Source organism: Pseudomonas sp. NBRC 111143 (assembly GCF_001320965.1).
In the GTDB taxonomy this organism is placed as follows: Bacteria; Pseudomonadota; Gammaproteobacteria; order Pseudomonadales; family Pseudomonadaceae; genus Aquipseudomonas; species Aquipseudomonas machongensis.
The window spans coordinates 33,571-56,714 of sequence record NZ_BCBT01000025.1 but is presented as its reverse complement, the minus strand read 5'-3'; the positions used below and the strand labels follow the sequence as shown (position 1 = coordinate 56,714).

Genomic DNA, 23,144 nt, shown 5'->3' with positions numbered 1-23,144 from the left:
AACGGAACGATATGCTGAATTTGCCTTGTCATACGCAAGTGTCTATAGTCACGCCGATTGACAAGAGTATGCTGTTTGCCAAGGAGCGCCTCTGGTAGGCGGCTTCTATCAATATACGTTTAAACCGAATTTCGCTCTGGCGTGCAGCGGATCGGGCCGCCACCCAGCAAGCCGCACCCTAGTGATCAGGCCAACTACCAGCCCATGAAAGTCGTTATCTACTCAGATCTGCACAATGAGTTCGCCCGCTTCATCCCGCCAGAGCTGCCTGCGGATTTGGTGATCCTCGCGGGCGACATCGACATCCAAGCGCGTGGCGTTTTGTGGGCAAACGAGACCTTCCGATGCCCAGTGATCTACTGCGCCGGCAATCATGAGCATTACAAAGGACACCTCGACAGAACGGTCGAGAAGATGCGAGCTGCCGCAGCGCCGCACGTTCATGTATTGGAAAACGAGTCGATGATGATCGGTGGTGTGAGGTTTGTGGCAGCGACGGCATGGACGGATTTTTCGAGCACGGGAGATTTTGCGGCGGCATCGAGGGCATGCGCGCGCGCGATGAATGACTTTCGGATGATCCGTGCGGAAGCGAATTATCGTCGTTTACGGCCAGGGGATTTGGTTTTCAAGAATCTGACTACCAAGGCGTTCCTTGACCGAGAACTGAGCCAGCCATTTGACGGAAAGACATTCGTGGTAACTCATCACTCTCCACTGCCTGAGGTTTCGGGCGATGAGGACGGTGGGCATATCAGTGCGGCTTATTACAACCGTTGGTATAACTTGGTCGAGCAGGCTGACTTCTGGGCGTTTGGTCACACGCATCATTCGGTAGATACGATGCTGGGTGGATGTCGCTTGATCTCGAATCAGCGGGGCTATCCAGGTGAAGACTGCGGATTCGAGCCAGACAAAATAATTGAAATCGTGTGAGGAACCGTGAGTACTTGTGAATTGATCCAACTTCCATTGGCAGTCGTCAAGGCAACCCGGATTGATTGGGGGGTACCGATAGACGCGTACTTGATGGACGTAGCGCGGGTAGGTGATCGCCTCACAGGCTTGGTCTACTGCGACCTGTCTCGCGTGAGCAGTGACGGAATGACTGTCGTAACCCCGGGGATTCGGGATGTCCGGCAGGTCAACGGATTCAAGCTGGTGCGGAGCCTGACCCGTCGTGATCACTATGTGATTGTGTCCGAACTATCTACGGGAGATCTAGGTGACGCATGAGATGCCGGCTTGCTTTCGGCCATGACACACTCATGCCCCGTTGACCTGTAGCGCGCGAGCGCTCTGATAGAAATCAGCCGAGTACAACGCACCCGGAGACGAACCAGCGGCTTTAGCCTGGCGAGTCCCCGTGCCCACTAGCTCGCTCCTAATGGCTATTAAGACCAAGTTGTAATACTTAAGGAAAGGTATGTCTGATCTCAAGAAAACGACACTCACTGTCAAAAACTATAATCTTAAAGCCAGTGGCGACCTAGATGCGGTTTATGACCAGGTTAGATGCGAGGATGTGGAGGGCCGTACTTTTCACTTCAAAGAAGTTGCCATGGTTGACTATTTGAAAAGGCATGGAGCGCTTGTCTTGGACAGTCCTCGCACCTGGTACTATAAGCACCTTGGCAAAAAATCCATCGTCCTCATTGCTGTAGAGAAAAGCAATGGAAAGGTCGAATACGATCTTGACAACCTGCGGCAGGTTGCAAAATCCAGTATTCTGAAAGGGATCTTGATGGCGGTAGCGGCAGTTCCTGGTGGAATAATCATAGCGACAGCCACATATGGTCTTGGTCTACTGTTTATTCCGTTTGCACTTTACTATGCATACCGAGGTGTATTCAAAATTCCAGCAATGTTGCGCCGCAAAACGTTGGTAGATGATTTGGCTGCCCATGGAGTTGTTGTGCGGTAATTGCCAAAGCCATTATCATCGCTGGGCCACTCCGGACTCATGAGGCGCTCCAAATGATAACAGCGGTCATTTTCGATGCGTTCGGTACGCTCATCGAAATTCTGAATCGTGAGAACCCTTACAAGCGTCTTCTCCGGATTGGCGCCCAACAAGGCCGAGTGGCTTCACCTTCCGACCTGCGTACCGTCATGGCGTTGAACGGAGGCCTGCTGGAGTCCGCTCACCATTTTGGAATCAAACTCAAGCTTTCCCAGCTGATCGAGCTGCAGAGTGCGCTGGATCGTGAGCTTGAGTCGATCAAGTGTTTTGATGATGCTCTGCCTGCCATTGGGCGTCTCCGAGCGCATGGGATCAAAGTAGAGGTGTGCTCAAACCTGGCTGGGCCCTACTGCTCAAGAGTCAGGAGCTTGCTCCCTGGGTTGGATGCTTACGCGCTGAGCGCTGAAACTGGTGTCCTGAAGCCAGACCTTGAAATGTACCGAAGCGTTTGCGCCATGCTGGATACGTTTCCTGGCCAGGTCATGGGATCTGGAACCGCCCAAGTGCTTATGATTGGGGATTCCAAACGATGTGATGAGCTAGGCCCTCGCTCGTTTGGAATTGTGGGCCATTACCTGGATCGGAAGGGAGCAGGGCGCTTCCGAAGTCTGATCGAGTTCACTAGTGCCATTACAGAGGCCTGGCAGTGAACCCGATCGCTTAGGTTTCAAAAATCGTTACGCTGTTGCTGTTAAGCGGCCATGAATCCAATTTAAGCTGGTACTCAGTAAGAGTTCAAATCGCTGTCCTTTTCGATGCACTTTACAGCAAGCCAGCGTATCACTGGCACAACCCATCGTAGCGCTTGTGATTCAGCGGTGTACGGTTCGAACGTGGGGGTCAATTGCCCTTTACGAGTCTTCTTTGAATGTACTACTGCGCATCGAATTTCGTAAAGCCAACGAGCTAGGTCTTTACCTGCGCCTGCCATATCATCGTACTTATTTATTTTAATGCCTGAAGATGTAGGTAGGTCTGCTTTAATGAGGGCGATTTGTTTAGCGCCAAGGCTTCCAATGAATCCGCTGACTTCTTGGTCTGTGACTAGCAGTTCCACTACGCATTCTAACTGGTTTTTTTCTGAGCGAGCATCTTTTCCAAGAATACCGGGGGCTTCCTCGAAATAGTACTCCAGTACATTGTAGAGGCCCACAAAGCTCTTAAGTGCATTTAGCTCATGCAGCCCTGAGAAATAGTGTGACAACATGACGGGGTTGTGGAATTTTTTCGCAACAATACGTTCCACTGGAAGAGAGTGGTCACCGCGCCAACCTAAGGCAGCCGATTCTGCCTGCTCTGATATTTGACGAAGAGATAGATCGGTAAGCGCCATGGCTGAGTCGTAGTCAATTAGGCCTAATTCAGGTTTTACGACCCTCATTTTACCCATGTAGCCATCGCGGTTGGCGCTCGGCATTATTACTGCCATTACCTTTTTTTCTAGAACGCCAGTAACGTTTTCTATGTGGCGGTGCAAACTATCTTTAATATAGTTTCGCCCTATGTCCCAATCTTGCAGATCCACCGTGTCACCTGGATCAATGGCTTCGATCGAGTGCACGGCTTCGTCATTCAGAACGTCTGCCACAAGAACTTTTGTCAGTCCGCGATCCGCCAGTAGATAGTGGTCGTGTGCATCATCCTGCCAGAACTTACCCTCTAGAACCTTAAAGCTCATGCGGGATTCAGGGTGCTTCTTGCTATATTCGAAGAGGTAATTATCAATAAGAAATTCTATTTTATCATCAGATAACACGTCTTGATCTTTCTCAAATCGAACCTGGGCAACGGAGTCTAGGTGGTCTAGATAATAAAATGCTTGCGCCGTAAGCGCAGGCTCACCGTGCACGATAGGGTGGATAATTGCAGGAGCAGTTAGTCCTGTGCATACAACGACCTTGCTTAGCCCAATTCCATTTTCAAGTTGAAGCAATCTATTAATGGCCACAAATTATCCCTCAGAAAATACCTGTCTAGGTCTACACGGAGTTTTACCTAGCCCAAGACGGCGGTTATCCGTTTCAGTTATAGTTGTTTAATGGCTTGCCTAAGATTCCGCGCCTGACTGATTCGCCATAACAAGTTTGTGATCGAAATGCTCTGACCGAAACGGTGCGAAAAGGGGAGCACTTAGTGCCTCATCCGATGGAAGATCTTATTCCATAGCGGTCATCCACGGGCGACCGCTATCGACCCATAGTCGACCTTCGCCTAGGCCCGCTCACGACCATTTCGTACGTTCGAGGGTACAATCTTGCTCGTGTCTGGAAGAGCGCGGACATCTCCGCTTAGATCAAGCGGGTTCTTGCATAAGTAGATTTATCATGTGGTTAACTTGAAAGATCCTTAAACTTCGGCGGTGGTTGATCAGTTTTTAACTCGATCAAGAGTTAAAAAGCTCCCCTCTAGGGATTTCCCCACCTCATAATCATAATCAGTTATAGAGAATTCGAAATCATGGCAGTAATTGTAATCGTCGAACTGAATCTCCCAGTAATCGTCGTCAGTGTATTTCAGAGTTTTCATCGCACTTATCACTGCATCATAAAAGACAAACTCTGTATCACTGGCTGAGAACACGAATTGATTTAGCTCAAAGCTACAATCCATCTGAATTCGTGCCACGCCGGTGATCTCCACATGGCCGCTTTCAACATCTATTTGCTGGGCTTGTAGTTCTTTTATGCTGACTATGATATTGCTTGCGCTGTTAGGGCCAATCATAAGAAGCCCATAAATCTCAGAATTATAAAATGGTTCTTCGATGGAGTCTTTGAGGAGTTTCTCAATTTCCTCGCGAGTCCAAGGGGATGCTACGTTAGTACGATCCAGGTTTTCTGATAAAATCGCTGATAAGGCCTCGACAGTCTCAACTACATATACGCTGCCCATGTCTAACCTTTCGTTTACCGGTATCAATCCTTTTTTACCAAGAGCACCCCCTGTGGTGCAAAAATCTTTTGCATTTCTTGTCAAAATCACTGTAATATCATTCGGATCTAGATGCTCTTTTATAGAGCTCAATATGAGAAAATCTTTATATCCGACTTCTGTTTTCTCTAACCTGAAGGGTAGTGACCCTTGATACATCTCTTTCACTATAGAGCGATGACTTATACTTGGGTAGGCTAGCTTCTTGATGCCGTTGTTTTTTATAAATTTATCTAGTTTAGGCTTGTAATAATCTGAAAGCTTAGAGAGCTCACTCATCAGCTCAGCATGATCAAACTTCGTCTTCTTTATATTCACTAAGAGTTTTTTATATTTTTCTATATCTGCCGCGATGGCTGCGCGAGCTTCAAGCGAGTCTTTTCTATAGTTACCAATACACTCATCATATACGACGTCAGGCATTATAAGGCTGAGCTTGTAATAATCCTTAATCTTTATTAGCTGAGCTGTCTCATGGGAATTAAGGTTGTAGTCCTTTATTAGAAAGTTACTGTCAATCACAACGCTTTTAACTTCCAAGTCCCTGCCCCCTTTTGGCGTGTAAATGTATTCGGTTATAACGAGCTGTTTTTTTCCGCATTCGCAAGAGTATTATATTTCTGCGGTGAATGAAACAAAATTGCCAATTTGTAATGAGCGGAGCGCTGCTAGTGGCTGATTGCTGCTCCTCGCGGCAGACTGCTCTGGGTCGATAGCATAGAGTCGCGAAGTGCAGCTTTCGACCCAATGCAGCCTTTCGCAGAGTACAATTTTAGGCAAGTAAGGGATTTGGCCGGGCGCCGTCGGCCAGCCTCGGATCCTTGCCATCCGAGGTCAGAACAAACGAGTCAGGAGACCTTGATAACTACTTTGCCAAAGGCGCCTCGTGCCAGGTGTTCGAAGGCTTTGTGAGCGTCGTACAACGAGTAGGTCTGATCGATGACCGGGCGAATCGCGTGTTCGCTCAGGAATTGGTTCATGCGATCAAAGGACGAACGAGGTGCCACCGCAATGCCACGAATCGTGGTCTGGCGGAAGATAAGCGGCATGAGGCTCAGCGAGGTGGACTGACCGGTGAGGAAGCCGATCTGAGCGATCTTGCCGGCGGTCTTGGTTGCCAGAATGGACTGGTTCAAACCCTCGCCTCCAGCCACATCAAGCAGCAAGTCGACGCCTTTGCCGTCGGTGAGTTTCAGAACTTCCTCTTCCCTGCGCGGGAAGGTGCGATAGTTCACCCCAGCCACGGCGCCGAGCTTTCTCACCGCCTCCAGATTGGCGTCACTGCTTGAGGTTACGATCACCTTGGCGCCCAGTGCGGTTGCCAGCTGCACGGCAAAAATCGATACCCCTCCGGTGCCTTGCACCAGCACCGTCTGGCCGGGCTGAATCTGGCCATAGTCAACCAGCGAATACCATGCGGTCAGCGCTGCAATCGGGAGGGTTGATGCTTCCTCGTCGGTCATGTTGTCCGGCGCACGTACAGCGCTTTGTTCATGGATGATCATGAATTCGGCCAAGCCACCTGGCAATGGCATGCCGAAGCAGTACGCTGGTTCGTCCGGCCCAGGCTCCCTATCGATCCAGCGCGAGTAGAGATGCGAATTGACGCGGTCACCCACCTTGAATCGGCTGACGCCTTCACCCACGGCAACTACGGTGCCCGAGGCATCGCTGACAGGTATCAATGGCTTCGGTACCAAGTGAGGTTCGTAAAAGCCATCGACGATGGCTTTATCGCGATAATTCAGAGAAACGTTGTCTGGCTTGCACCTGCATAGCCCCGCAGGGGCTGAGGGGGAATCGCCTTCTTCGCAGCCGAAGGCTGCGCTTATGCTTTGGATACAAACAAACTCGCCAGATTTTGAAAAAATGGGGTTCGGCAGGCTTCGCTGCCTAGTTGGGTGGTTATCGTCGTGGGGCTGGCTGGCGCAAGGGGGAAAGGCCTGTCTGGCCTTGGTCAGGAGCAACAGGACGCCATTGTCTATGAACTGGATCTTCGGCTGCGCCAGCGCTTAAGTTCTAAATACCCAATCGAAATGATGATGCAGATGATGGCGCGGAATCAGGATACCTCCTCTCCAACACAATAGCCCAGTGCTGCACTCGGCCTCTGAAACCGCCCCTCCTTGAATTCAGGATACCCCCCGAATCTGCAGAGCGAGCATGCTACAGGGGGAGCCGGCCATTATCCGATCGTTCAATGGCCGCGGCTTTATCGGCCTGGGATAATCGCAAAGCAGATACCAATTCGTTTTCCTCGCTGGGCAGCGTGTCGTCGACAGCGGATAGTCCCATTTTGACGCGAGGATACTTGGGCGACCTTAGCGCTAGTTTTCGATACGGCAGGGCATGGGTACATGGATATTGGCTTTGTAGATTTAGACATCTTAGTCACAAGAATTCGAAATCCCGCTTCCAAACGTTACTTTCTCGATGCTGTCAAAGCCTACAAAGCCGGGGCACTACGGGGGTCACTCACTTCACTTTGGGTTGCATTAGCCTACGATCTGATCGCCAAGTATCGTGAGATCAGCGCACAAGGAGATGCAGCGGCTGCTCAATTCATCAAACAATGGGACGCTGCCACTGCGGCTGACAATATTCCTAAATTGTTGACCCTGGAAGGTGAAATTCTTGATCACGCTACGGACACGACGCAGGTTCTTGACCCGATCGCCAAGCGTCATTTACACCGCTTGCGACTAGATAGGCATCTGTGCGCACACCCTGCATTCTCAGCCGAAGCTGAGCTTTTTGAACCATCACCAGAGCTGGTTAGGCTTCACCTTGTCAATGTCATCGATTGCGTTCTGTCGCGTGAGCCGCGCCAAGGAAAGGCGATCTATGACATTTACAGCCTGGATGTCCAGTCAGCTGGGTTTCCGACATCCCCTGATCAGATCCATGAATATGTTGATCAGCGGTATTTGAAGCGAATCAAGACGCAGAATGTGCAAAATTTCGGCACAGTTTTGGGCAAGTCCTTATTGAAAGGAACTCCTCCGGAGTGGGAGACGCACCAGCAGAAAATTGCGCATACCTTGATGGCTCTGCGCAATAGGGCTCCTGACGCTTGGCCAGACATCTGCACAGCAATCCTGAGGCTCATTGACAGCGCTGAGCCTGCCTCACGCCCTCGGGCAATTTCCCTGCTGGCGGTGTTCCCCGCGTTCTGGCCACAACTGGAGCCTCCAACTCAAACCGCGCTCGTTGAAACCGTCGCGAATTTTGACCCTACGAATGCGCCTGATTATCGGACTCTCGCTGGCGTTTCAGTACCTGCCTTGCGAGAAGGGTTGCTGAGCGTGATCCGAGACATGAGTGAAGCTCATCTTGAGCAGGCGATCAGCGCATCGCCGATTCCAGAACTCTGGGATCGGGCTGTCTCGAGCTACGGCGATTCAGGAAGTTTCAGGGGGTCAGAGATCCGTTTCCGCAGTCTCCTTGCACCATTTTCCGGAAGGCTCACAAGTCCACAGCTTGACCTTCTCCTGGCTACACTCATGAGCAACAGTCAATGCTGGAATGCTGCCGCCACTGAGGGCCTTGTGTTGGGACTGCTCCGAGACGCCGGCCCCCATGATTTGCCAAGTAATCAAGCAAAGGACAGGTTTTTCCACGAAGCTGTCCGCAGAAGCGCATATTCCCAATTTGCGAATGTTTTCAGCTTCTTCATTAGCCGCGGCTGGATTCAGCCGCAACCAGAGGTCGATGATGAAGTTGAGTAGTCTCCGGTAGGCAGACTGAGCGCCCCGCCATCCCGACCGAATTGTCGAAACAGTTGCTTGAGCGGCTGATCGGTTTGGAAGAGCGGGGGGCTGTGAACGCAAATCCTGCGGCGTACTGGGAATTACGCAACAGGAGAATATCGTTTAGTACTCCATGATGGAGGCAGCCCTCAGAACCTCCAACTCTGACCACAATGACATCGTGAACCCGCCACGCCCTCGGCCGATGTCATTTTCCCGATGACACTGTTCGACCAAGGTCTTAGCTAACAGCTCTATCTCAAGCCTTGGCGCTCCACGCACCACGCGTTAGTCTCAAGCTTTTGCGTTGAGGCTGCCGATGCGAACGAAGCGAAGGATCACCCGGGCATACTGTGTGGAGTTGGGCGAGGAGTTAACCATAGGCGGTGCACGCCAGGCCTATTTCAATCAAAACCAGCCACGCAGCCGCTTTCTGTTCCAGTGCTCATCGCCCGAATGCAGGGCTCTCAAGGTGGTTCCTAAAATCACAGGCGTCAATTACGACATCCACCCGACCGAAAAAGCGCGTGTCAAATCTCCGCACTACAAGGACAACGAGCACTATGCTCACCATGCGGAGTGCGAGTGGGTGCTGCCCGATGAGGACGAGGGGAGCGATGCACCTTTGCCAGGAGAAACGGAGTTGCAGACGCGCACCCGTTTGGCTAAACGCCATCTAACCTCAGTCATTGATATCTTTGTTCCTCCTACGCAGCCAGAAGAACCAGTAGTACGTCCACCTCGAGTCGCTCCAGGCAACGACGAGGCGGAACCCCATCGTCGACGGGACGGTGGTGGCACAGAAGGCTCCCGTACCGATCGGAAGCACCGTACCCGCGATCTTCGAGAGCTAGTGGATTACTACCAGGAGAGCCGCGACACCCTGAAAGACCTCTTCCCCGAGGTGACCATCAACGTAGCAGGGCGGGGCGTGATTCCGCTGCGTTCGTACTTCAAAAAGGTGGTTTGGGCCAGGCCTGATACTGCAGGGTACGTCTACAACGGTGGAGGACGCATTGAGCGGAGAGAAGGGGCTGGTTTCGTATTCAGTTTCTTTGACAAGGTCGCGGATAAGGACGCCTTCCTCCACGTCTCAGATGAAGTGATGACTCAGCACCGATCGAGGCGCTATGTGAATGAGCTTCTCGAGCAGGCGCGGTTAGTGCGGTACTTCACGTTCTATTTCTTGGGAACATTCACGCATCATGAAGCCAGCAACACCATGGTTGCACAGGTCACTGACCTTCGCTGCCTAGCGATTGACTTGGGGCCGTTGAAGAGCTGAGGTTCAGTCGAATTAGCAGCTCCTAACCATTGGCAAGGGCTGCGCCCGATGGGTAAGTGCTTAAATTAGCGAGAGGCCTTCGCCTGGCCGTAGACAAGTGCGGTGGAATGCAGCCAAGGAGCAAGTGATGCGTCAAGTGGTGTGTACCGATTGCCTTACCGAAACCTTCCTGCAGCATCACGCTTCGGACAACGAGATCAGCGAGTGTGACTACTGCGACCGAGAGCTTCCTGTCATGGACATGGAAGAGCTGGTAGATCTCTGCGAAACAGCAATCCATGCCTCGTTCCGGGCTATCCAACAACCTGGCTCAGTGATTCATCACGGTTACCCACCGATCGGTGAAAGTCTGTATGACGTTCTGGAGCGCATGCTGGGTTCCGATGAGACCCTTCTTTCTGACATCCATGAGCGATTGCTCGACTCTTGGAGCCTTCCAGATGATGACGATCCTTACTTCGAAGAGGAAACAGAGGCATCGTCGGAGCTGACTGTAGGCTGGCGAAAAATGGAGCACAGCCTGCAGTTTGAATCCCGGCTGGCAAACCCCTTGGTGGGGTCAATCCTGACTATGGTCTTCGACGGCATAGAAGATTTGCGCTCGAAGGACGACCGGTCACCCATTGTGATCGCAGGCCAAGGTTATCAGATCTCGTCATTCCAACGGGGTAGGGTGTTCCAGAATGAGCAGAGCATGGAGGAAGCGCTTGCTCACCCTGAAAAGCATCTCGGCCCGGTACCAGGAGGCAAGGGATCTCCTGGCCGAATGAACGCCAAGGGGATTTCAGTTTTTTACGGCGCAACAGATGACCACACGGCGATTGCGGAGGTGCGCCCTCCCGTTGGCAGCATGGTGGTTACCGCGCGGTTCGACGTAATCCGGCCTCTGCGGCTTCTCAACCTGAACGACCTGGCTTCAATGCGTCCGCACCGGGGGTTGAGCTACTTCAATCCAATTCGCAGGAGCCTCACCGAACGATGCGCGTTTTTGAAAGACTTGCAGCGGCAGCTGACCATGCCAGTCATGCCGGACTCGGCGGAAAGCGGGTATCTGATCACGCAAGCTATTGCCGATTTCCTAGCAACCCATGAAAAGCTGAATCTCGACGGTATCTTGTTCCCCTCTGCGCAGGTGCAGCAGGATACGTCACCAGGGCAAAACGTCATTCTTTTCCACAAAGCAAGTGGTGTAGAGCGGCTGGATGACATGGAAAAGGCTGAGTATGTGAGTCTCTGGGAGTCGGATGAAGATAGGTGGGTGTATTACCCAGAGTTCTGGGAAGCCGAACCTAAAGACTCAGATCAGTCCTCCCAGTACGTCCCTCTTGTACCTCCGCCGGAGCCAAGCCTGCGCCTAGCTCGAGACGGCATTGTGATTCACAAAATCCAGGGAGTCCGCTTCAGCACCGAGACCGACCCAGTCCGCTATGTTCCTTGGTCGAAGGACAGGAAATACCATGAGTTTCGATAGCGTGGCTGCTATCTGACGAAAGAGAGCGGATCTTGGCTTTACGCGTCGAAAGACTCCGGTGAGCGCGAGCTGGCGCTGGCGCGGTGCTCCCGGTTCAACAACCAGAACCTGGTTTCACTGGCCCAGCAATTCGGTGTCTCGGATTCGGCCATGGCCATCCGGATTAAGGAGCTGGAGTTGGTGCGCTAGCGGGTGGGGCTTTGGTACGGTTCGTGTCGATGGTTTTCGAGGCGCTTGGGGGCATTCATCGATCATCTAGCCCCCCAAAAAAAGGGGCCATCACAAGGGCCCCTTTTCTTTTAGGAGGATTTACTGAGCCAACCAGCTCTCGACTTCCTCGGAGCCATACTGGCTTTTCCACTCTTTTAGGGTCTTGTGGTTACCACCCTTGGTCTCCACGAGCTCTCCCGAATGAGGGTTTTTGTAAACCTTAAGCTGGCGCGGCTTGCGGCTACTCTTCTCAGCTCCAACGACTGGAGCACGTCGGGTGGCAGCTTGTGGGTCAAGAATGGCCACAATATTGCGCAGGCTGTAACCATACTGGTTGAGCAGATCACGAAGCTTTTTCTCGAATTCGATTTCGCGTTTCAGGCCATCATCGTTTTTGAGGGACTCAAGTTCGGCGAGCTGAGCAGCTAGTTGTTGCTCAAGGGCACGGAATTCTGCGAGTCTGGACATTTGACACTCCTGTATGTGGTGCGTTGAGTATAGGGGCTGAAGTCCAAGCCATCACTACAATTCGTACCCCACCTCAACGCGATGCTGAGCAATTTCATCCTCAGCAGTCGCAACACGAATTGCTGACCTAATCGATGAGGCTAACCTCCGGCCGGCGAACCCAAAATTTCGCTCTGTCGGCTGGTTCAGCCAAATTTGATGACGGAGCAATCTCCGCCAGCCTCAGGTTTTGAGGTCGTCCGGGTAGTCCTCGACTGGCAACTCCCCAACCGGGCCATCAAGCTTATGCTGCGATTCCTCAAAGTGCATTGCCAGGCACAGATAGATAAGCGCAGCCCTGGACAGCTTCAGCATCAACAGACTCTTCGCAGAGAGGTCATCCCTATCGAGCACAAATGCCAAGTGATCACTCCGGAGCCCTGAAGGCTCGCCAATCCAATGGCAAGAGTCCACGATTTTGGCGTACTTGTGCTCGAGGTGGTTTCTCAATTCATCAAGCGCCTGAGCATCAGGTCGAGCCACATCTTTTAGCTCCTTGGAATAGATGTCCTGGGATACCCAATACAGCGCGCGAAGCGGAAGATTCCGCGTGGATACGAACTCATCACGCACAACCCGCGGCTGGAGTAGGCGGCTATTTTTGTCCGATTTAAACCATACAGTCCGGAAGCCTACCGCCTTCTCGGGTATGCCCAGCTTCCAGTAGGCGTTGATAAAGTAGGCAAGCTTATCCAGCAACGAATAAGCGCTGCGATAGGCGGTCTTGATCTGCTCTAGACCCATGCCATAGAGCGCGTAATCGCAATTGGAGGCGAGTGACATGCCCCTGTCCGCCACATGACCGGCTTTGGCGTGATCCCCCAAATAGAGACAATGACGAGCGAACCCGTACTCCTGCTTCAGTTGGTTGTAAAAGCCGAGGTAAGTGATTCCGGCCTTGGCATCATGCCCGGGTAACCTTAGGACGTCTTGAGCGGCGGCGGGGAACGCTCCTAGGTCGTTCATGGGATTGAGGAACAACTGTTCCTCAAGGCACCATCTCCGGTAACGTCTTTCCTCCTTCGAGGAGCCAAGGCTGTGCTCAAACAGCTCTGCGTTACCATCGTCGTCGACGGACTCGACCAGCCTGTCGTGATGCCTTTTGAAAAACTCTATCGCTTCAGGATAGGTCGCGCCATCACGGCCCACGCCACCCTCGATGGCTGATGCCAGCTTGCGCTGGGCATGCACAAGGAGCCAATAGGTGTGACTAGGGTCGTAAAGCGCACTGCCGTATTGAGCCAAGCCAATGCCAAGGTTGCCCAGCGCCATACCCAGGATCGGATTGTCTTCCAAGGCATTGCGCCATTCCCTGAGCGCCTCAATCCAACGCCCACACGCCCTGAGCGCATTGCCTAGATTGCAATGGATTCTCGAGCGAAGCATTGGTGCCAGCTCTTTAAATCCTGAGTGCTGTACAGAGGCGCGCAGGAAATAAAGCTGTTTGAGCAGAGCAGGGTGGTCTAGGGTATCGTCTTCCCATGACTGCACCTCCAGCCTCCTCAGCTCGGCCCATGCATTGGAACATGAGTAGTAAACGAGGCATCCGTTCTCCGGCTCGACGCGCGAAGCCACTAAGTCCGCTAGCTGCGTCGCATGCCGCAAGATGCCTTCATCGGCGCCATCACCTGCAGCATCGATCACTGAGTCATAGAGACGTCGAAGACGAGGAGCGTCACTTGGGCTGCCGAGCTGTTCAATCAATGCTTTCAGAAGGTGAGCGCGGTCGTCGGCGTGGGGTTCATAACCCTGCTGAGAAAAACGGCTGGCGAAATCGTCCATGGGCAATCACCGCGATGAGGAGCTGATTATCTTAGCGGCCTTAGCCGACCGTCTAGTAAGTCAAACCCGCGTAGCTCCCTTATGGTCGGCTACGAGGCACTCAACAGCTTTTCAAGCTGCGCATGCTCCCAAGTGCTCAATAACTCTACAGGGTCAGTGCTGTAAGACTGCGAGGAATTGAAAACGTATGCGCGGCCATCAGGGCTGTAGCAGCTGTCGCAGTAATCGAGGGCGTCGCAGTCGTTGTAAAACGTGAGCACCCAGCCATCGCTCTCAATGGTCATCTGGCCACAGTAGATTTCAGACCAAGACTGTGCGCCCAAGCGGCGCATGGTACGAACCCCAAGAGAGATGTCGCGCAGGACTTGATAAACCTCGCGGGCGGTTAGTGGTTTTGCTACCAAACGAAAGGTACCTGGCTGGGATGTTTGGGCTGGCCGTGCCCGGATTGGATCGCATGGTAAATGAAACTTGGCCTCCTGGGCGTGTTACCCCGACATCTATTTGATAGCCTTCGGCCTTTTTGGAGGACGCTCATGACAGCCCACTCAAAACTCACCGCACGCTACGGCACGCCTGACATTTCGCCGCTCACTCAATGCAATGAGATCATCGAGCAGCTCCTTGATCACCGGAGCGTCCGGGCCTTCACTGACCGACCTCTGCCTGCGGGTACCATCGAGACTTTAATCGCAGCCGCTCAGTCTGCGTCTACGTCCTCAAACCTGCAGGTCTGGAGTGTCGTCGCCGTTCAAAATGTCGATCGTAAAAAGCGCCTGTCCGCCCTGGCCGGTAATCAGGCCTACATCCATCAAGCGCCGCTCTTTCTTGTCTGGCTTGCAGACCTGTCCCGAGTGTCTCGCATCGCGGAGCAACAGGGGGTTGAGCTGGAAGCACTGCCTTACCTGGAAACCTTGCTGCTCGGCACCATCGATGCAGCACTGGCGGCGCAAAACGCCGTCGTTGCACTGGAATCGCTGGGGCTTGGAAGCGTATACATCGGTGGCATCCGTAACGACATCGAAGGCGTAGCCAAAGAGCTGGCGCTGCCTACTCAGGTTTATCCAGTTTTCGGCATGTGCGTCGGATACCCATCCCTTGACCGACCTGCCCAGGTGAAGCCGCGGCTGCCGCAGGTAGCCGTGCTGCATCACGAAACCTACACGACAGCCGGTGAGGAGGGCGCTCTCGCGGACTACGATGACCGCCTGGGCGTGTTCTATCAACGCGAAGGCATGAAGGCTTCAGGATGGTCAGAGCAAGTGGTAAGTAGGCTGCGGAGTGTTTCGAGCCTGCATGGGCGTGAAGAGCTACTTGGTGAGCTCGCGCGGATGGGATTCGGGCTGCGCTGATATTCGTAGGTTTGTTAAGTTCTTCAGTTGTGGCGCCGCTCGCTAGGATTGGCGAAATCTCAGTTGCGTAGGGTATTAGACGCTCACGCCCCGGCGCAGTGACGCTGGCTTGATCAATTCGGAGAGCGAAGGAAGGGGCGTGGGCAGAACGCTCGAGCAGGGGTGGAATAAAGCAGAGTAGGTCAGCTCAGTTTCCGGCTCCTACCGTGGAGACGCTTGAGCGACCTGGTGCGCAGCACGAGGCTGACGTTGTTAACGCTTGAGCGGCCGACTGGGGCAATCACCTGCCGACAACTGTTTATCCATACAGTTTTTTTTATTTCATCCCCACACCTAGCCACCTGACCGACCTTTTCGACGAGAATTTCTAGATGAACGCCCATCCCTGAAGAATGGCTGCAGGCCCTGCGACGCCTGGCATTGGGCCGGATGAGAATGATTGAGAGCTGACCATGGTGCTGCTCGATCAGGCGGGCTCTCATTTTCCGTGAGATTTCAATAGCACTGTATGTGCATACAGTTATTGAGGGTGAGGGGTAACACCCTTTCTACTCGTGGCTGGTTCCACGGGCGCGCCAAATGGTACGGTGACCAATCCACCACTAGTGTTTCGAGTAACCGGATTGGGACATTTGGAGACCGGCTCATGAGAAGGAATGGACGCCGACAACGTGCGCGACTTGGCATCGCACGGATGATTGCCAGGATTGAAAGACTTGAGAGGATTGGCAGAGCAGCAAAGCAAAGCCTGCGGCAACGTCTGCGGGATAGCTTGGCGGGATTGCTCCGCGGCTTCACTGGAGCCAGGCACTAATGACCTGCAGGAGCAAAGCGAAGCGATGAGGGTAGACGACGCAGATTTCATTTTCCCGGCAGGCAATGCGCCCTGAGCAATCAATCAAGTCGTATGCTCAGGGCGCTACAGCGCTTCTTAGATTTTGGCGAGTGTAGACATCGGAGTCTTACGGCGTTTCATGAGCCAGTAATAAGCGACTGCGGGGAAGATAAGACCTACAGCCCAAGCCAGATCAATGCCCTCCAGCTGTTGAGCTACCGGCCCTACGTAGAGCGAGGTACTCATGAAGGGTATTTCGAGGATGATGGTTGTGAGGAACACCGTGATGGCTATCCAATTCACCTTCCCATAGATGCTATTCGGCTCAAAGATATCTGCGATCTGGTAGACGCCTTTGCGTAGGGCGTAGTAGTCCACAAGGTTGATTGCTGTCCAAGGGATGAGGAAATAGCTCATGAAGAAGATGAAGTTGAGGAAGAACTGAAGGAAGTCATCCTGTGCGAGAGTGCATAGTCCTGTCGCTGCCGCACAAATGACCAGCATGAAGCCGGCGCGTACCCCAGGCGTCACCTTCAATCTTGAGTAGGGCTCTACTACCGTCACGGTCGACATGAAGGCCCCGTACAGGTTGAAAACGTTAATCGCGATTTGACCGTACAGTACGAACGCAAAGGTGAGAATAGTGCCACCCCCCAGTACGCCAACCAGATTCAAGCCCACGTTATCCGAAAAGCCAGCCATGCTCTTTGCAAGCACCGCTCCCAAAATCATCATCCAGCTCCCGCCAATCACCGTTCCGAGGTAGCTGTACCAGAAAACTTGCTGGCTAGATGTCTGCGTGGGCAAGTAGCGCGAGTAATCGGCCACATAGGGGGCGTACGACAGTTGCCAAGTCACTGAAATGCTCACCGACGCTAGGAAGCTTACCCAGCTAAAACCTTGCAGTGTCCACTGTCCAGGTTCAATTGCCATGGTGAGAGCGTAGTAACTGGCGATGCCAAAAACTACTATCGATACCAATGACAGGATCTTTTGGAAGCGATGGATCAGTTGGTAGCCAAATAAAGCCACGAGGAAGCAAACCGCACCTAGCAGCGCGATATTGGTCTCATTGCTCAATGGGCTCGCGTTTACGATGGCCTGAGCGGCGAGCAGCGTATTACTGACAAAGAAACCGAGATAAATCATCATGACGAAAAGCAATGGTACGATTGCACCAAAGACGCCGAATTGTGCCCGGCTCTGGATCATTTGAGGAATGCCCAATCTTGGCCCCTGCGCGGAGTGCGAAGCCATGAAGATTGCGCCAATCATTGACCCCACCAGAATAGAGATGACGCTCCAAAAGAGGTTAAGCCCTAGATTGATTGGCAATACGCCGGCCGCAACGGTCGTGATATTGGCATTCGCACCAAACCACACAAAAAACAACGAGCGAGGCTTGCCGTAGCGCTCATTTTCGGGAACGAAATCAATACTTCTATTTTCTACTTTCATTTTGACTCTCCAATCAGATCTCTTTGACAAGGCTCTTTTCAAGGCGCTGTATAGCCTCTACAAACGCCTCAGGCTGGAACGCAAGATGATCAGGCTCAGCAGTCAGCAATGAGGTCGCTGGCTCACTGCGTAAGCGCCTTATCAACTGCTCCGTAGAAAAGATCTCAAGCCCGTAGACCCAGTTGGAAAGAATGAACAAAGCCGAATAATGAGCGGCTAATGTGGTGGCGGTACAAGCGTCATTGACAATGGTTATGTTGAAATCGTGCTGGTATGCGTCGAAAACAGTGGTCATTACACAGACATCGGTCAGGACGCCTATTACAACAAGATTTTTGATCCCCCTGCGGTGAAGCATTTGAGCCAACCTAGTTCCGTGAAATGCACTGTAACGGTGCTTATCGATTACTACATCGCCCTCGATTGGAGCAAGCGCATCGAGAATCTCAATTGCATAAGTGCCGTCGAGGTAGGTAGTTGGTTGGCCATGACCGTCCACGGGCTCACCAAGCATCAGGTCATCACCTAGGGCCTCATTAACATGGCGGGTATAGAACAGAGGGATTCCGAGATTTCGGGCGGTGTCTATCAACGCGGCTGCGTTCTCGACCACCTGGTCAAAGCGCTCAAGAGAAAAGCCGTCTTCTTTTTGTAAATCGATAACCAATAAGGCTGTATCGTTGCTCATCACGTTTCTTCCGAGTGCAGAACTCCGCAGTAAGCGCCTTGGCGGGCATACCGGAGGATTATCAGGAAATGGGTTGAGTGATGCGGGATCACTCCTCACCGCGAGGTGGATGCTCGCGGAAGGGATTTACCTGACTATCTGCCAGAAACCGTTTTGCTTTGCTGCCACGCAGGCAGGCATTCGTCTTAGCTCCACCTGGGATGGCGAAAAGGTTCGACGAAGGTAGGCCCTCATAGCTCCAGACGGCAATGCATTGCCACAGCTAGCGCTGCGGACTCTTGCATTGATCTGAACAGCGTTGAGGTTGAACATTGAAAAATGCTCTACGAAGGGATGCCTTAGCAGAGCAAAAATCAAGCCAACACCTACGCACCGTCTGGCCTGCAGCTTACGAGGAGAGGGGGATAGTCGCCCGTTACCTTTGGTATTCGGTATGCCGTAATACTGTGGTACCAAACGTAACGAGGGTGTCACTAGCTACTTCCCCCTGATGCAGCGTCGTGCCTGACGGAGCAGTCTCACAGCGCTACATTCCGTCTCAAAGCACCACGATCTCGTCCGCCTTCAACCAGCCGGCCTTGATGACGCTCGCCTTGGCAACCTCTGGCTCAGCGGTGTAGACCACGATTGCCAGGCTTTCCTCAGCGCGGCTGCAGGTGACATACAGAAGTCGTCGTGTTCGAGAAAGAGAATCGTCCTTACCAGCGAGCTGGTTTTTCACGTCGTTTGCAGACGCAGGCACTACGCCTAGCAGCTTTTCATAGCTGAACAGAAATCCGCGTGCTTCATCATCGTTAAGCACGACCATTACCCGCGGGAACTCCAGCCCCTTGACGCCCTGGTGGGTGTCAAGCGGCGACAGCCCATTTGCATAACCCGCAAATGCTGCCATCTCCGAATAGGGGCGACCTAGCACAACCCGATACGCATGAACCTCAAGCGCATCATGATCTGTAGTATCCGGCGCGTCGTCCGTCGTGGCGCCCTGAGCCAAGGCTTCCACGAAACGTTCCGGCAGCTCGAGTAGGCCAGTCTGCAGAAGGATCTGGGATACTTCCTCTATCGACGGATCGTTGTCCCTGAGCAGCTCACACAGGGTAGCTGTGGCTTTACCAACCGACTCCAACAAGTCGAGCTGATCAGATACCGACTGCAGGTGCTTGGGATCAAGAAGTGGAGAGCGTAGACGCACCGCCTCCATCAACGCGAAGTCATCTGCTTGCGCAGCTTCAAGGATAGGGCCGACTTGTTCGAAGAAAAGCTTAAGTATGGGCAACGTTCCGTCCAGCAATCCGGTACCAAGGTGCTCAACCTCATACAGCGGCGAGAATACCCCCTCAAATCCCATGCGCCGCCCAGCCATTTTGTGCTCCAAGATGAGCGTCTTGCGGCCTTTCGTGCCAGCTGCCCACTGCGCATCTCCAGTGACTTTTGCCATCTGCTCTGCGATTTGGTCTTCCAAGCTAAAGTCCAGACTTGCAACCTGTCGAGTGCAGAACATACGCACAGTGCCTTGCGCCGCGCCTGGCTTAGGTATCTGCTCATGATCATCTACGCTGGCGCGGATCACGTTGATCAGTTCAACAACTCGCGTCGGGCAACGGCGGTTTATGCGCTTCTCAGGCTTGGCCCAATCCGGCGGGATCGCATCATCCAGCCCAACCTTTCCATCGTTGTAGATCCGCTGCATCGTATCGCCCAGCAATCCCAGACAGAAACGTTTGGGAGCTGCGGCTTGAGCTTGTAAAAATGCATCCATCAGAGGGCCATTCGTATCTTGGCTTTCATCGATCAGCAGCACCGGATGCCGATCCGCCATGACGTCAAGCAACGGCGGCTTGGGAATGAACGCCGCGGCCATCTGGATGACCTCACTATGGTTCAACGACTGCCTGCTTCGGTTGTCACCGGTAGGGCTATATGTGAAGGCAGTTATGTCGTCCAGGTTGGCCAAGCGGCGCGCTTTGCTGTCCCGACTGGCCTGGTTCGCCAGAAAGGTTTTGTTAACCCCCCGGGCGCGACTGAGCTTGTCATCAAGCTCCTCGATATCTTCGGCAAGCTTGATGCGCAACCAATCACGTATGTCGTCGTTGAAGCCCTTGATCATTCGCCAAGAAAACGCATGAATTGTAGAGACCTCAACCAAGGGGTCGTGCTCGAGGCGGCGAGCGATTTCCTCACAGGCTGCATTGGTGTAGGTAATGATCGCGATTTGGCGCCCCTCAAAGGTCAGGCGTTCGCGTTCACGATCCTTGAGCGATTTCACGGCCATCACAAGCGAATGAGTCTTGCCAGAGCCGGCACCTGCGTACAGGAAAAAGCTGCGTGGATGTTCAAGGTTAAGGCACTCCTGGATAACATCGTCCGCGTTCCGCTTCGGGTCAGCAGGTACCTCAGTCACGATGCTCATTGCTCTGTCACCTCGATACTGGCCGTTGGAACAATCAGCAGCTCCTTGCTCTTCTTCTTGAGCTTTTCCTCTAACCAGACGAGCCCTTCTCGGATGTATTCTGGAACCGTCAACTTCGCAAAATCCGGGTCACCCAAAACCTGGAGGGCGAACTTCGCTTTGTCACCCTCCCTAAGCGCGTCGAACAATGCTCTGCCAAGATCATCTGCGGTCTTCGACTCACGCAGCGCCGCCGCAAAGGGTTTGGTCAGACCTTGGCCTTTTTTCTGTTTAAAGTGCTGCACATTGCTCAACACCAGGCTGTCCTCGAAGGTATTGGGGAGCGCTTCGGCTTCATTCTCAGTGCTGGGCAATTGGATCTTGATGGGCGTCTGATATGCGATTCGGATCGCAAACAGGTCGTCTATCTGTTGAGCCTTGTGCTCATCATCCAGATCCAGGAGCGTGTCGACATCGTGTCCAACCTGCTGCGCCGTCACCCAGTTACGCAGGGTAGGGTTATTGGTCGCCTGTGATGCTTTGCGCTTCACGGGTACAGCTGATTTCTTGTGCCCTGCGTCGAGATCCGTGATTACCAGCGTCACAATACCAAGCGCATCAACCAGGGGCCTGAGGCGATGCGCATGGCTGCCCCCGATATCCAGAATGGTGATGTAGCACCGATCAAGGAAAGGGAAGTGGCTGCGCAGGAAATGCGGCAGCATCATTCTTTCCGCCGCACCTTCGACCAAGATGACTGCGTCGGCAAAGAAGAGATCAGCATGTTGGGCCCTGAGGTAGCGGGTTACGAACTCTTTCGTTTGCTTGTGACGGTTCTTGTCCCCAAACACCGTGCTCAGATTGGAGACGGTCGATACCGGTACCGGCACACCGGCCATTCCTGCCGGCAGCCGCCGGAAGTATCGTAGATTCGCGTACTCCGTCTCATGAGCAACGTGGCTCGAGTGAGAGCTGACGACCATCTGGGTGCTGAGCTTCGGATACTTCTTCAGCAGCGGGTCATTACTCAGGACGTGATACGCATGCTTGATGAAAGCTTGCTGCACCTGGACATGCAGGTGGGCCTCAGGCTCCTCAATGAGCACGAGGTGGATTGGCTCGACCCCTGCGTCGGTTCGCTCCTCCGAATCCTTGTACTTTTTCAGCCAGTCATCCCGGAACGCCATCAATTGGAAAATCATGGAGATCAGGTTCTGGTAACCCAGCCCGTTAGAGGTTTCGGGCAACCGCATGGGAGGTGCGCCGGGCGCACCGGCGACTGAATCTAGCTCGAACAGCACCGCTGCTTCGTGGTTCATACCATCTGTAGGAGACAACCGGGTCTCCACTTTAATGGCGGGATCAGAATGGTTGGGATAGCCCAAGCCAGCGACTTCTAAAAGAGCTGGCGCAAAGCTCGAGGTGAGCCGAGAATCGAACGCAGTCTGGGCAGCCTGGATAGCTGTCAACGCTTCTAGATCTGATATGTCTGGGCTGTCACCTGGATCCAGATGCCGGTTGTAGTAGGCGCGTAATTGCTCTGTCAGTCTTTTCCCCGAGCCCCCTCTGCCCTCAGTGACAGATTCTTCTGCACTGTCTCCGAAGCCACGCTGGGCGTTGATTTCATGAACGCGTATCAGGTCAGTGAGCGGATTGGCATCCAGCGCCATAGCGGTCGAGGATAGCGGTTGCAGTTTGGCATGGCGCGTTTTGGGATCTGGCGCCTGAAGCTGAGTAGGGTCGAGGCGATACCAGCGAACGACGAACATGGTACCTAGCCGCCGATTCAGGTAGTCGTGAAGACTTTGTGGCCAGAGGGGCAGGGTGGGTGGCGTTTTCCCTTCCGCGGTCTGCTTCACGATCTCTTGCTGCAGCTTTTTTACGCGGGCTCGCTCTTTCCGATAATCGGTAAAGAGCTTGGCCATGTCTTTGGGCTCAAGCCTGAAGCGCATCCCTACATGGCCGCCTTTCCAGGCAAAATTGGGGATTAGGTCTCTAATGTGGTGCAGCTCCCCCTGCGAAGCTTCCACCCACAGATCCAGCGTGGGCAACCAATTCGCCCACTCGTTAGCCTTAGGGGTCTCAAGGGTTTCGTCAGCAGCCTCCCAATCGGCACCAGTGGCATCAATCGTTGCAAGGTGGGAAAGGGTCAAATCCTGCAGTCTGAACGCGGTCGCTTTCGACAGCAGGAACTTGCGCAGGGCCAACATCGCGGAGGACTTACCGCTGTTGTTGGCGCCGACCAGTAGGGTGGTGGTGCTTGCCAGGTCGATTCGAACGGATAGGAGCTTGCGGAAATTCGCAATCTCCAAGTACTGGATCTGCATAGCCTCTTCCTTGTGACGACTCACGGCGGGTTGCCGCGGTGGTGGATTCCGAGACTCTAGCCCAGCGTCTGCAGGACTCCAATAGCCACAGTGGCGTTTTGCCAATGCGCCCGGAGAGCCCAACAACAATCGCTAAGTTTCGGTTCTCGAAACGCATCCGGGGGCAGTCCGTTTCTGCTCAGCCGTGCTAGAGAAGT

Annotated in this window: 17 protein-coding genes and 1 pseudogene; 8 read left to right on the top strand and 10 right to left on the bottom strand. The window is 53.3% G+C overall.

The genetic code is table 11. The features are described 5' to 3' along the window. The first annotated feature begins 204 nt into the window (after positions 1-204). From APH44_RS15285 to APH44_RS15275, 3 genes are all read left to right on the top strand, one after another. A complete protein-coding gene (locus APH44_RS15285) occupies positions 205-936 on the top strand; it encodes a metallophosphoesterase (protein WP_054893450.1) in 732 nt (243 codons plus the stop codon). Between the two features lie 490 nt (positions 937-1,426). Further along, complete coding sequence (locus APH44_RS15280) at positions 1,427-1,924, top strand: hypothetical protein (RefSeq protein ID WP_054893449.1); 498 nt, start codon at positions 1,427-1,429, stop codon at positions 1,922-1,924. Positions 1,925-1,977: 53 nt separating this feature from the next. Beyond that, positions 1,978-2,613: an HAD family hydrolase gene (locus tag APH44_RS15275; RefSeq protein ID WP_054893448.1), complete on the top strand. Its 636-nt coding sequence runs from the start codon at positions 1,978-1,980 to the stop codon at positions 2,611-2,613. 74 nt (positions 2,614-2,687) lie between these two features. On the opposite strand, the gene APH44_RS15270 is transcribed toward APH44_RS15275, so the two are convergent. From APH44_RS15270 to APH44_RS15260, 3 genes are all read right to left on the bottom strand, one after another. Beyond that, a complete protein-coding gene (locus APH44_RS15270) occupies positions 2,688-3,911 on the bottom strand; it encodes a hypothetical protein (RefSeq protein WP_054893447.1) in 1,224 nt (407 codons plus the stop codon). Positions 3,912-4,330: 419 nt separating this feature from the next. Further along, positions 4,331-5,434: a PIN domain-containing protein gene (locus tag APH44_RS15265; RefSeq protein ID WP_054893446.1), complete on the bottom strand. Its 1,104-nt coding sequence runs from the start codon at positions 5,432-5,434 to the stop codon at positions 4,331-4,333. 308 nt (positions 5,435-5,742) lie between these two features. Further along, complete coding sequence (locus tag APH44_RS15260; RefSeq protein WP_371105610.1) at positions 5,743-6,861, bottom strand: NAD(P)-dependent alcohol dehydrogenase; 1,119 nt, start codon at positions 6,859-6,861, stop codon at positions 5,743-5,745. A gap of 390 nt (positions 6,862-7,251) precedes the next feature. Here APH44_RS15260 and APH44_RS15255 point away from each other — a divergent pair, with 390 nt between their 5' ends. From APH44_RS15255 to APH44_RS30695, 4 genes and pseudogenes are all read left to right on the top strand, one after another. Next, positions 7,252-8,622 carry a hypothetical protein gene (locus APH44_RS15255; RefSeq protein ID WP_054893445.1) on the top strand — a complete coding sequence of 457 codons (1,371 nt, stop codon included), beginning with the start codon at positions 7,252-7,254 and terminating at the stop codon, positions 8,620-8,622. A 376-nt stretch (positions 8,623-8,998) separates the two neighbouring features. Beyond that, positions 8,999-9,928 carry an ATPase gene (locus APH44_RS29765; protein ID WP_156343757.1) on the top strand — a complete coding sequence of 310 codons (930 nt, stop codon included), beginning with the start codon at positions 8,999-9,001 and terminating at the stop codon, positions 9,926-9,928. Between the two features lie 127 nt (positions 9,929-10,055). Further along, a complete protein-coding gene (locus APH44_RS15240; RefSeq protein ID WP_054893442.1) occupies positions 10,056-11,399 on the top strand; it encodes an RES family NAD+ phosphorylase in 1,344 nt (447 codons plus the stop codon). 36 nt (positions 11,400-11,435) lie between these two features. Then, a pseudogene (locus tag APH44_RS30695) lies at positions 11,436-11,588 on the top strand (methenyltetrahydrofolate cyclohydrolase); the annotation flags it as partial. Between the two features lie 120 nt (positions 11,589-11,708). On the opposite strand, the gene APH44_RS15235 reads toward APH44_RS30695, so the two are convergent. The 3 genes from APH44_RS15235 to APH44_RS30385 all read right to left on the bottom strand — a co-directional run bounded on the left by APH44_RS15235 (position 11,709) and on the right by APH44_RS30385 (position 14,302). Continuing rightward, positions 11,709-12,077 (bottom strand): histone-like nucleoid-structuring protein, MvaT/MvaU family, encoded by a 369-nt coding sequence (locus APH44_RS15235; protein WP_054893441.1) that lies wholly within the window; start codon positions 12,075-12,077, stop codon positions 11,709-11,711. Positions 12,078-12,299: 222 nt separating this feature from the next. After that, positions 12,300-13,898: an LA2681 family HEPN domain-containing protein gene (locus APH44_RS15230; RefSeq protein ID WP_054893440.1), complete on the bottom strand. Its 1,599-nt coding sequence runs from the start codon at positions 13,896-13,898 to the stop codon at positions 12,300-12,302. Between the two features lie 89 nt (positions 13,899-13,987). Next, the gene (locus APH44_RS30385; protein WP_054893439.1) at positions 13,988-14,302 is read right to left on the bottom strand and encodes a hypothetical protein; all 315 of its coding nucleotides are present in this window, start codon (positions 14,300-14,302) and stop codon (positions 13,988-13,990) included. Positions 14,303-14,434: 132 nt separating this feature from the next. Between APH44_RS30385 and APH44_RS15220 the strand changes: the two genes are divergently transcribed. Continuing rightward, entirely contained in the window at positions 14,435-15,250 is an 816-nt protein-coding gene (locus tag APH44_RS15220) for an NADPH-dependent oxidoreductase (RefSeq protein ID WP_054893438.1), read from the top strand. A 931-nt stretch (positions 15,251-16,181) separates the two neighbouring features. On the opposite strand, the gene APH44_RS15215 is transcribed toward APH44_RS15220, so the two are convergent. The 4 genes from APH44_RS15215 to APH44_RS15200 all read right to left on the bottom strand — a co-directional run bounded on the left by APH44_RS15215 (position 16,182) and on the right by APH44_RS15200 (position 22,947). Then, positions 16,182-17,543, bottom strand: coding sequence for a cytosine permease (locus APH44_RS15215; protein ID WP_054893437.1), 1,362 nt, complete (start codon positions 17,541-17,543; stop codon positions 16,182-16,184). A 13-nt stretch (positions 17,544-17,556) separates the two neighbouring features. Then, positions 17,557-18,231, bottom strand: a complete 675-nt coding sequence (locus APH44_RS15210; protein WP_054893436.1) for an isochorismatase family cysteine hydrolase — start codon at positions 18,229-18,231, stop codon at positions 17,557-17,559. 538 nt (positions 18,232-18,769) lie between these two features. Then, a complete protein-coding gene (locus APH44_RS15205; protein ID WP_054893435.1) occupies positions 18,770-20,641 on the bottom strand; it encodes a UvrD-helicase domain-containing protein in 1,872 nt (623 codons plus the stop codon). After that, the gene (locus tag APH44_RS15200) at positions 20,638-22,947 is read right to left on the bottom strand and encodes an AAA family ATPase (protein WP_054893434.1); all 2,310 of its coding nucleotides are present in this window, start codon (positions 22,945-22,947) and stop codon (positions 20,638-20,640) included. Before APH44_RS15200 ends, APH44_RS15205 begins: the two co-directional genes overlap by 4 nt. Between the last annotated feature and the right edge of the window lie 197 nt (positions 22,948-23,144).

What these genes read in the sequence shown, in the direction of transcription:
- APH44_RS15220 (WP_054893438.1), top strand. Translation starts at nt 14,435, where the DNA reads ATGACAGCCCACTCAAAACTCACCGCACGCTACGGCACGCCTGACATT.
- APH44_RS15285 (WP_054893450.1), top strand. Translation starts at nt 205, where the DNA reads ATGAAAGTCGTTATCTACTCAGATCTGCACAATGAGTTCGCCCGCTTC.
- APH44_RS15275 (WP_054893448.1), top strand. Translation starts at nt 1,978, where the DNA reads ATGATAACAGCGGTCATTTTCGATGCGTTCGGTACGCTCATCGAAATT.
- APH44_RS15235 (WP_054893441.1), bottom strand. Translation starts at nt 12,077, where the DNA reads ATGTCCAGACTCGCAGAATTCCGTGCCCTTGAGCAACAACTAGCTGCT.
- APH44_RS15240 (WP_054893442.1), top strand. Translation starts at nt 10,056, where the DNA reads ATGCGTCAAGTGGTGTGTACCGATTGCCTTACCGAAACCTTCCTGCAG.
- APH44_RS15205 (WP_054893435.1), bottom strand. Translation starts at nt 20,641, where the DNA reads ATGAGCATCGTGACTGAGGTACCTGCTGACCCGAAGCGGAACGCGGAC.
- APH44_RS15215 (WP_054893437.1), bottom strand. Translation starts at nt 17,543, where the DNA reads ATGAAAGTAGAAAATAGAAGTATTGATTTCGTTCCCGAAAATGAGCGC.
- APH44_RS15210 (WP_054893436.1), bottom strand. Translation starts at nt 18,231, where the DNA reads ATGAGCAACGATACAGCCTTATTGGTTATCGATTTACAAAAAGAAGAC.
- APH44_RS15255 (WP_054893445.1), top strand. Translation starts at nt 7,252, where the DNA reads ATGGATATTGGCTTTGTAGATTTAGACATCTTAGTCACAAGAATTCGA.
- APH44_RS15200 (WP_054893434.1), bottom strand. Translation starts at nt 22,947, where the DNA reads ATGCAGATCCAGTACTTGGAGATTGCGAATTTCCGCAAGCTCCTATCC.
- APH44_RS15280 (WP_054893449.1), top strand. Translation starts at nt 1,427, where the DNA reads ATGTCTGATCTCAAGAAAACGACACTCACTGTCAAAAACTATAATCTT.
- APH44_RS15230 (WP_054893440.1), bottom strand. Translation starts at nt 13,898, where the DNA reads ATGGACGATTTCGCCAGCCGTTTTTCTCAGCAGGGTTATGAACCCCAC.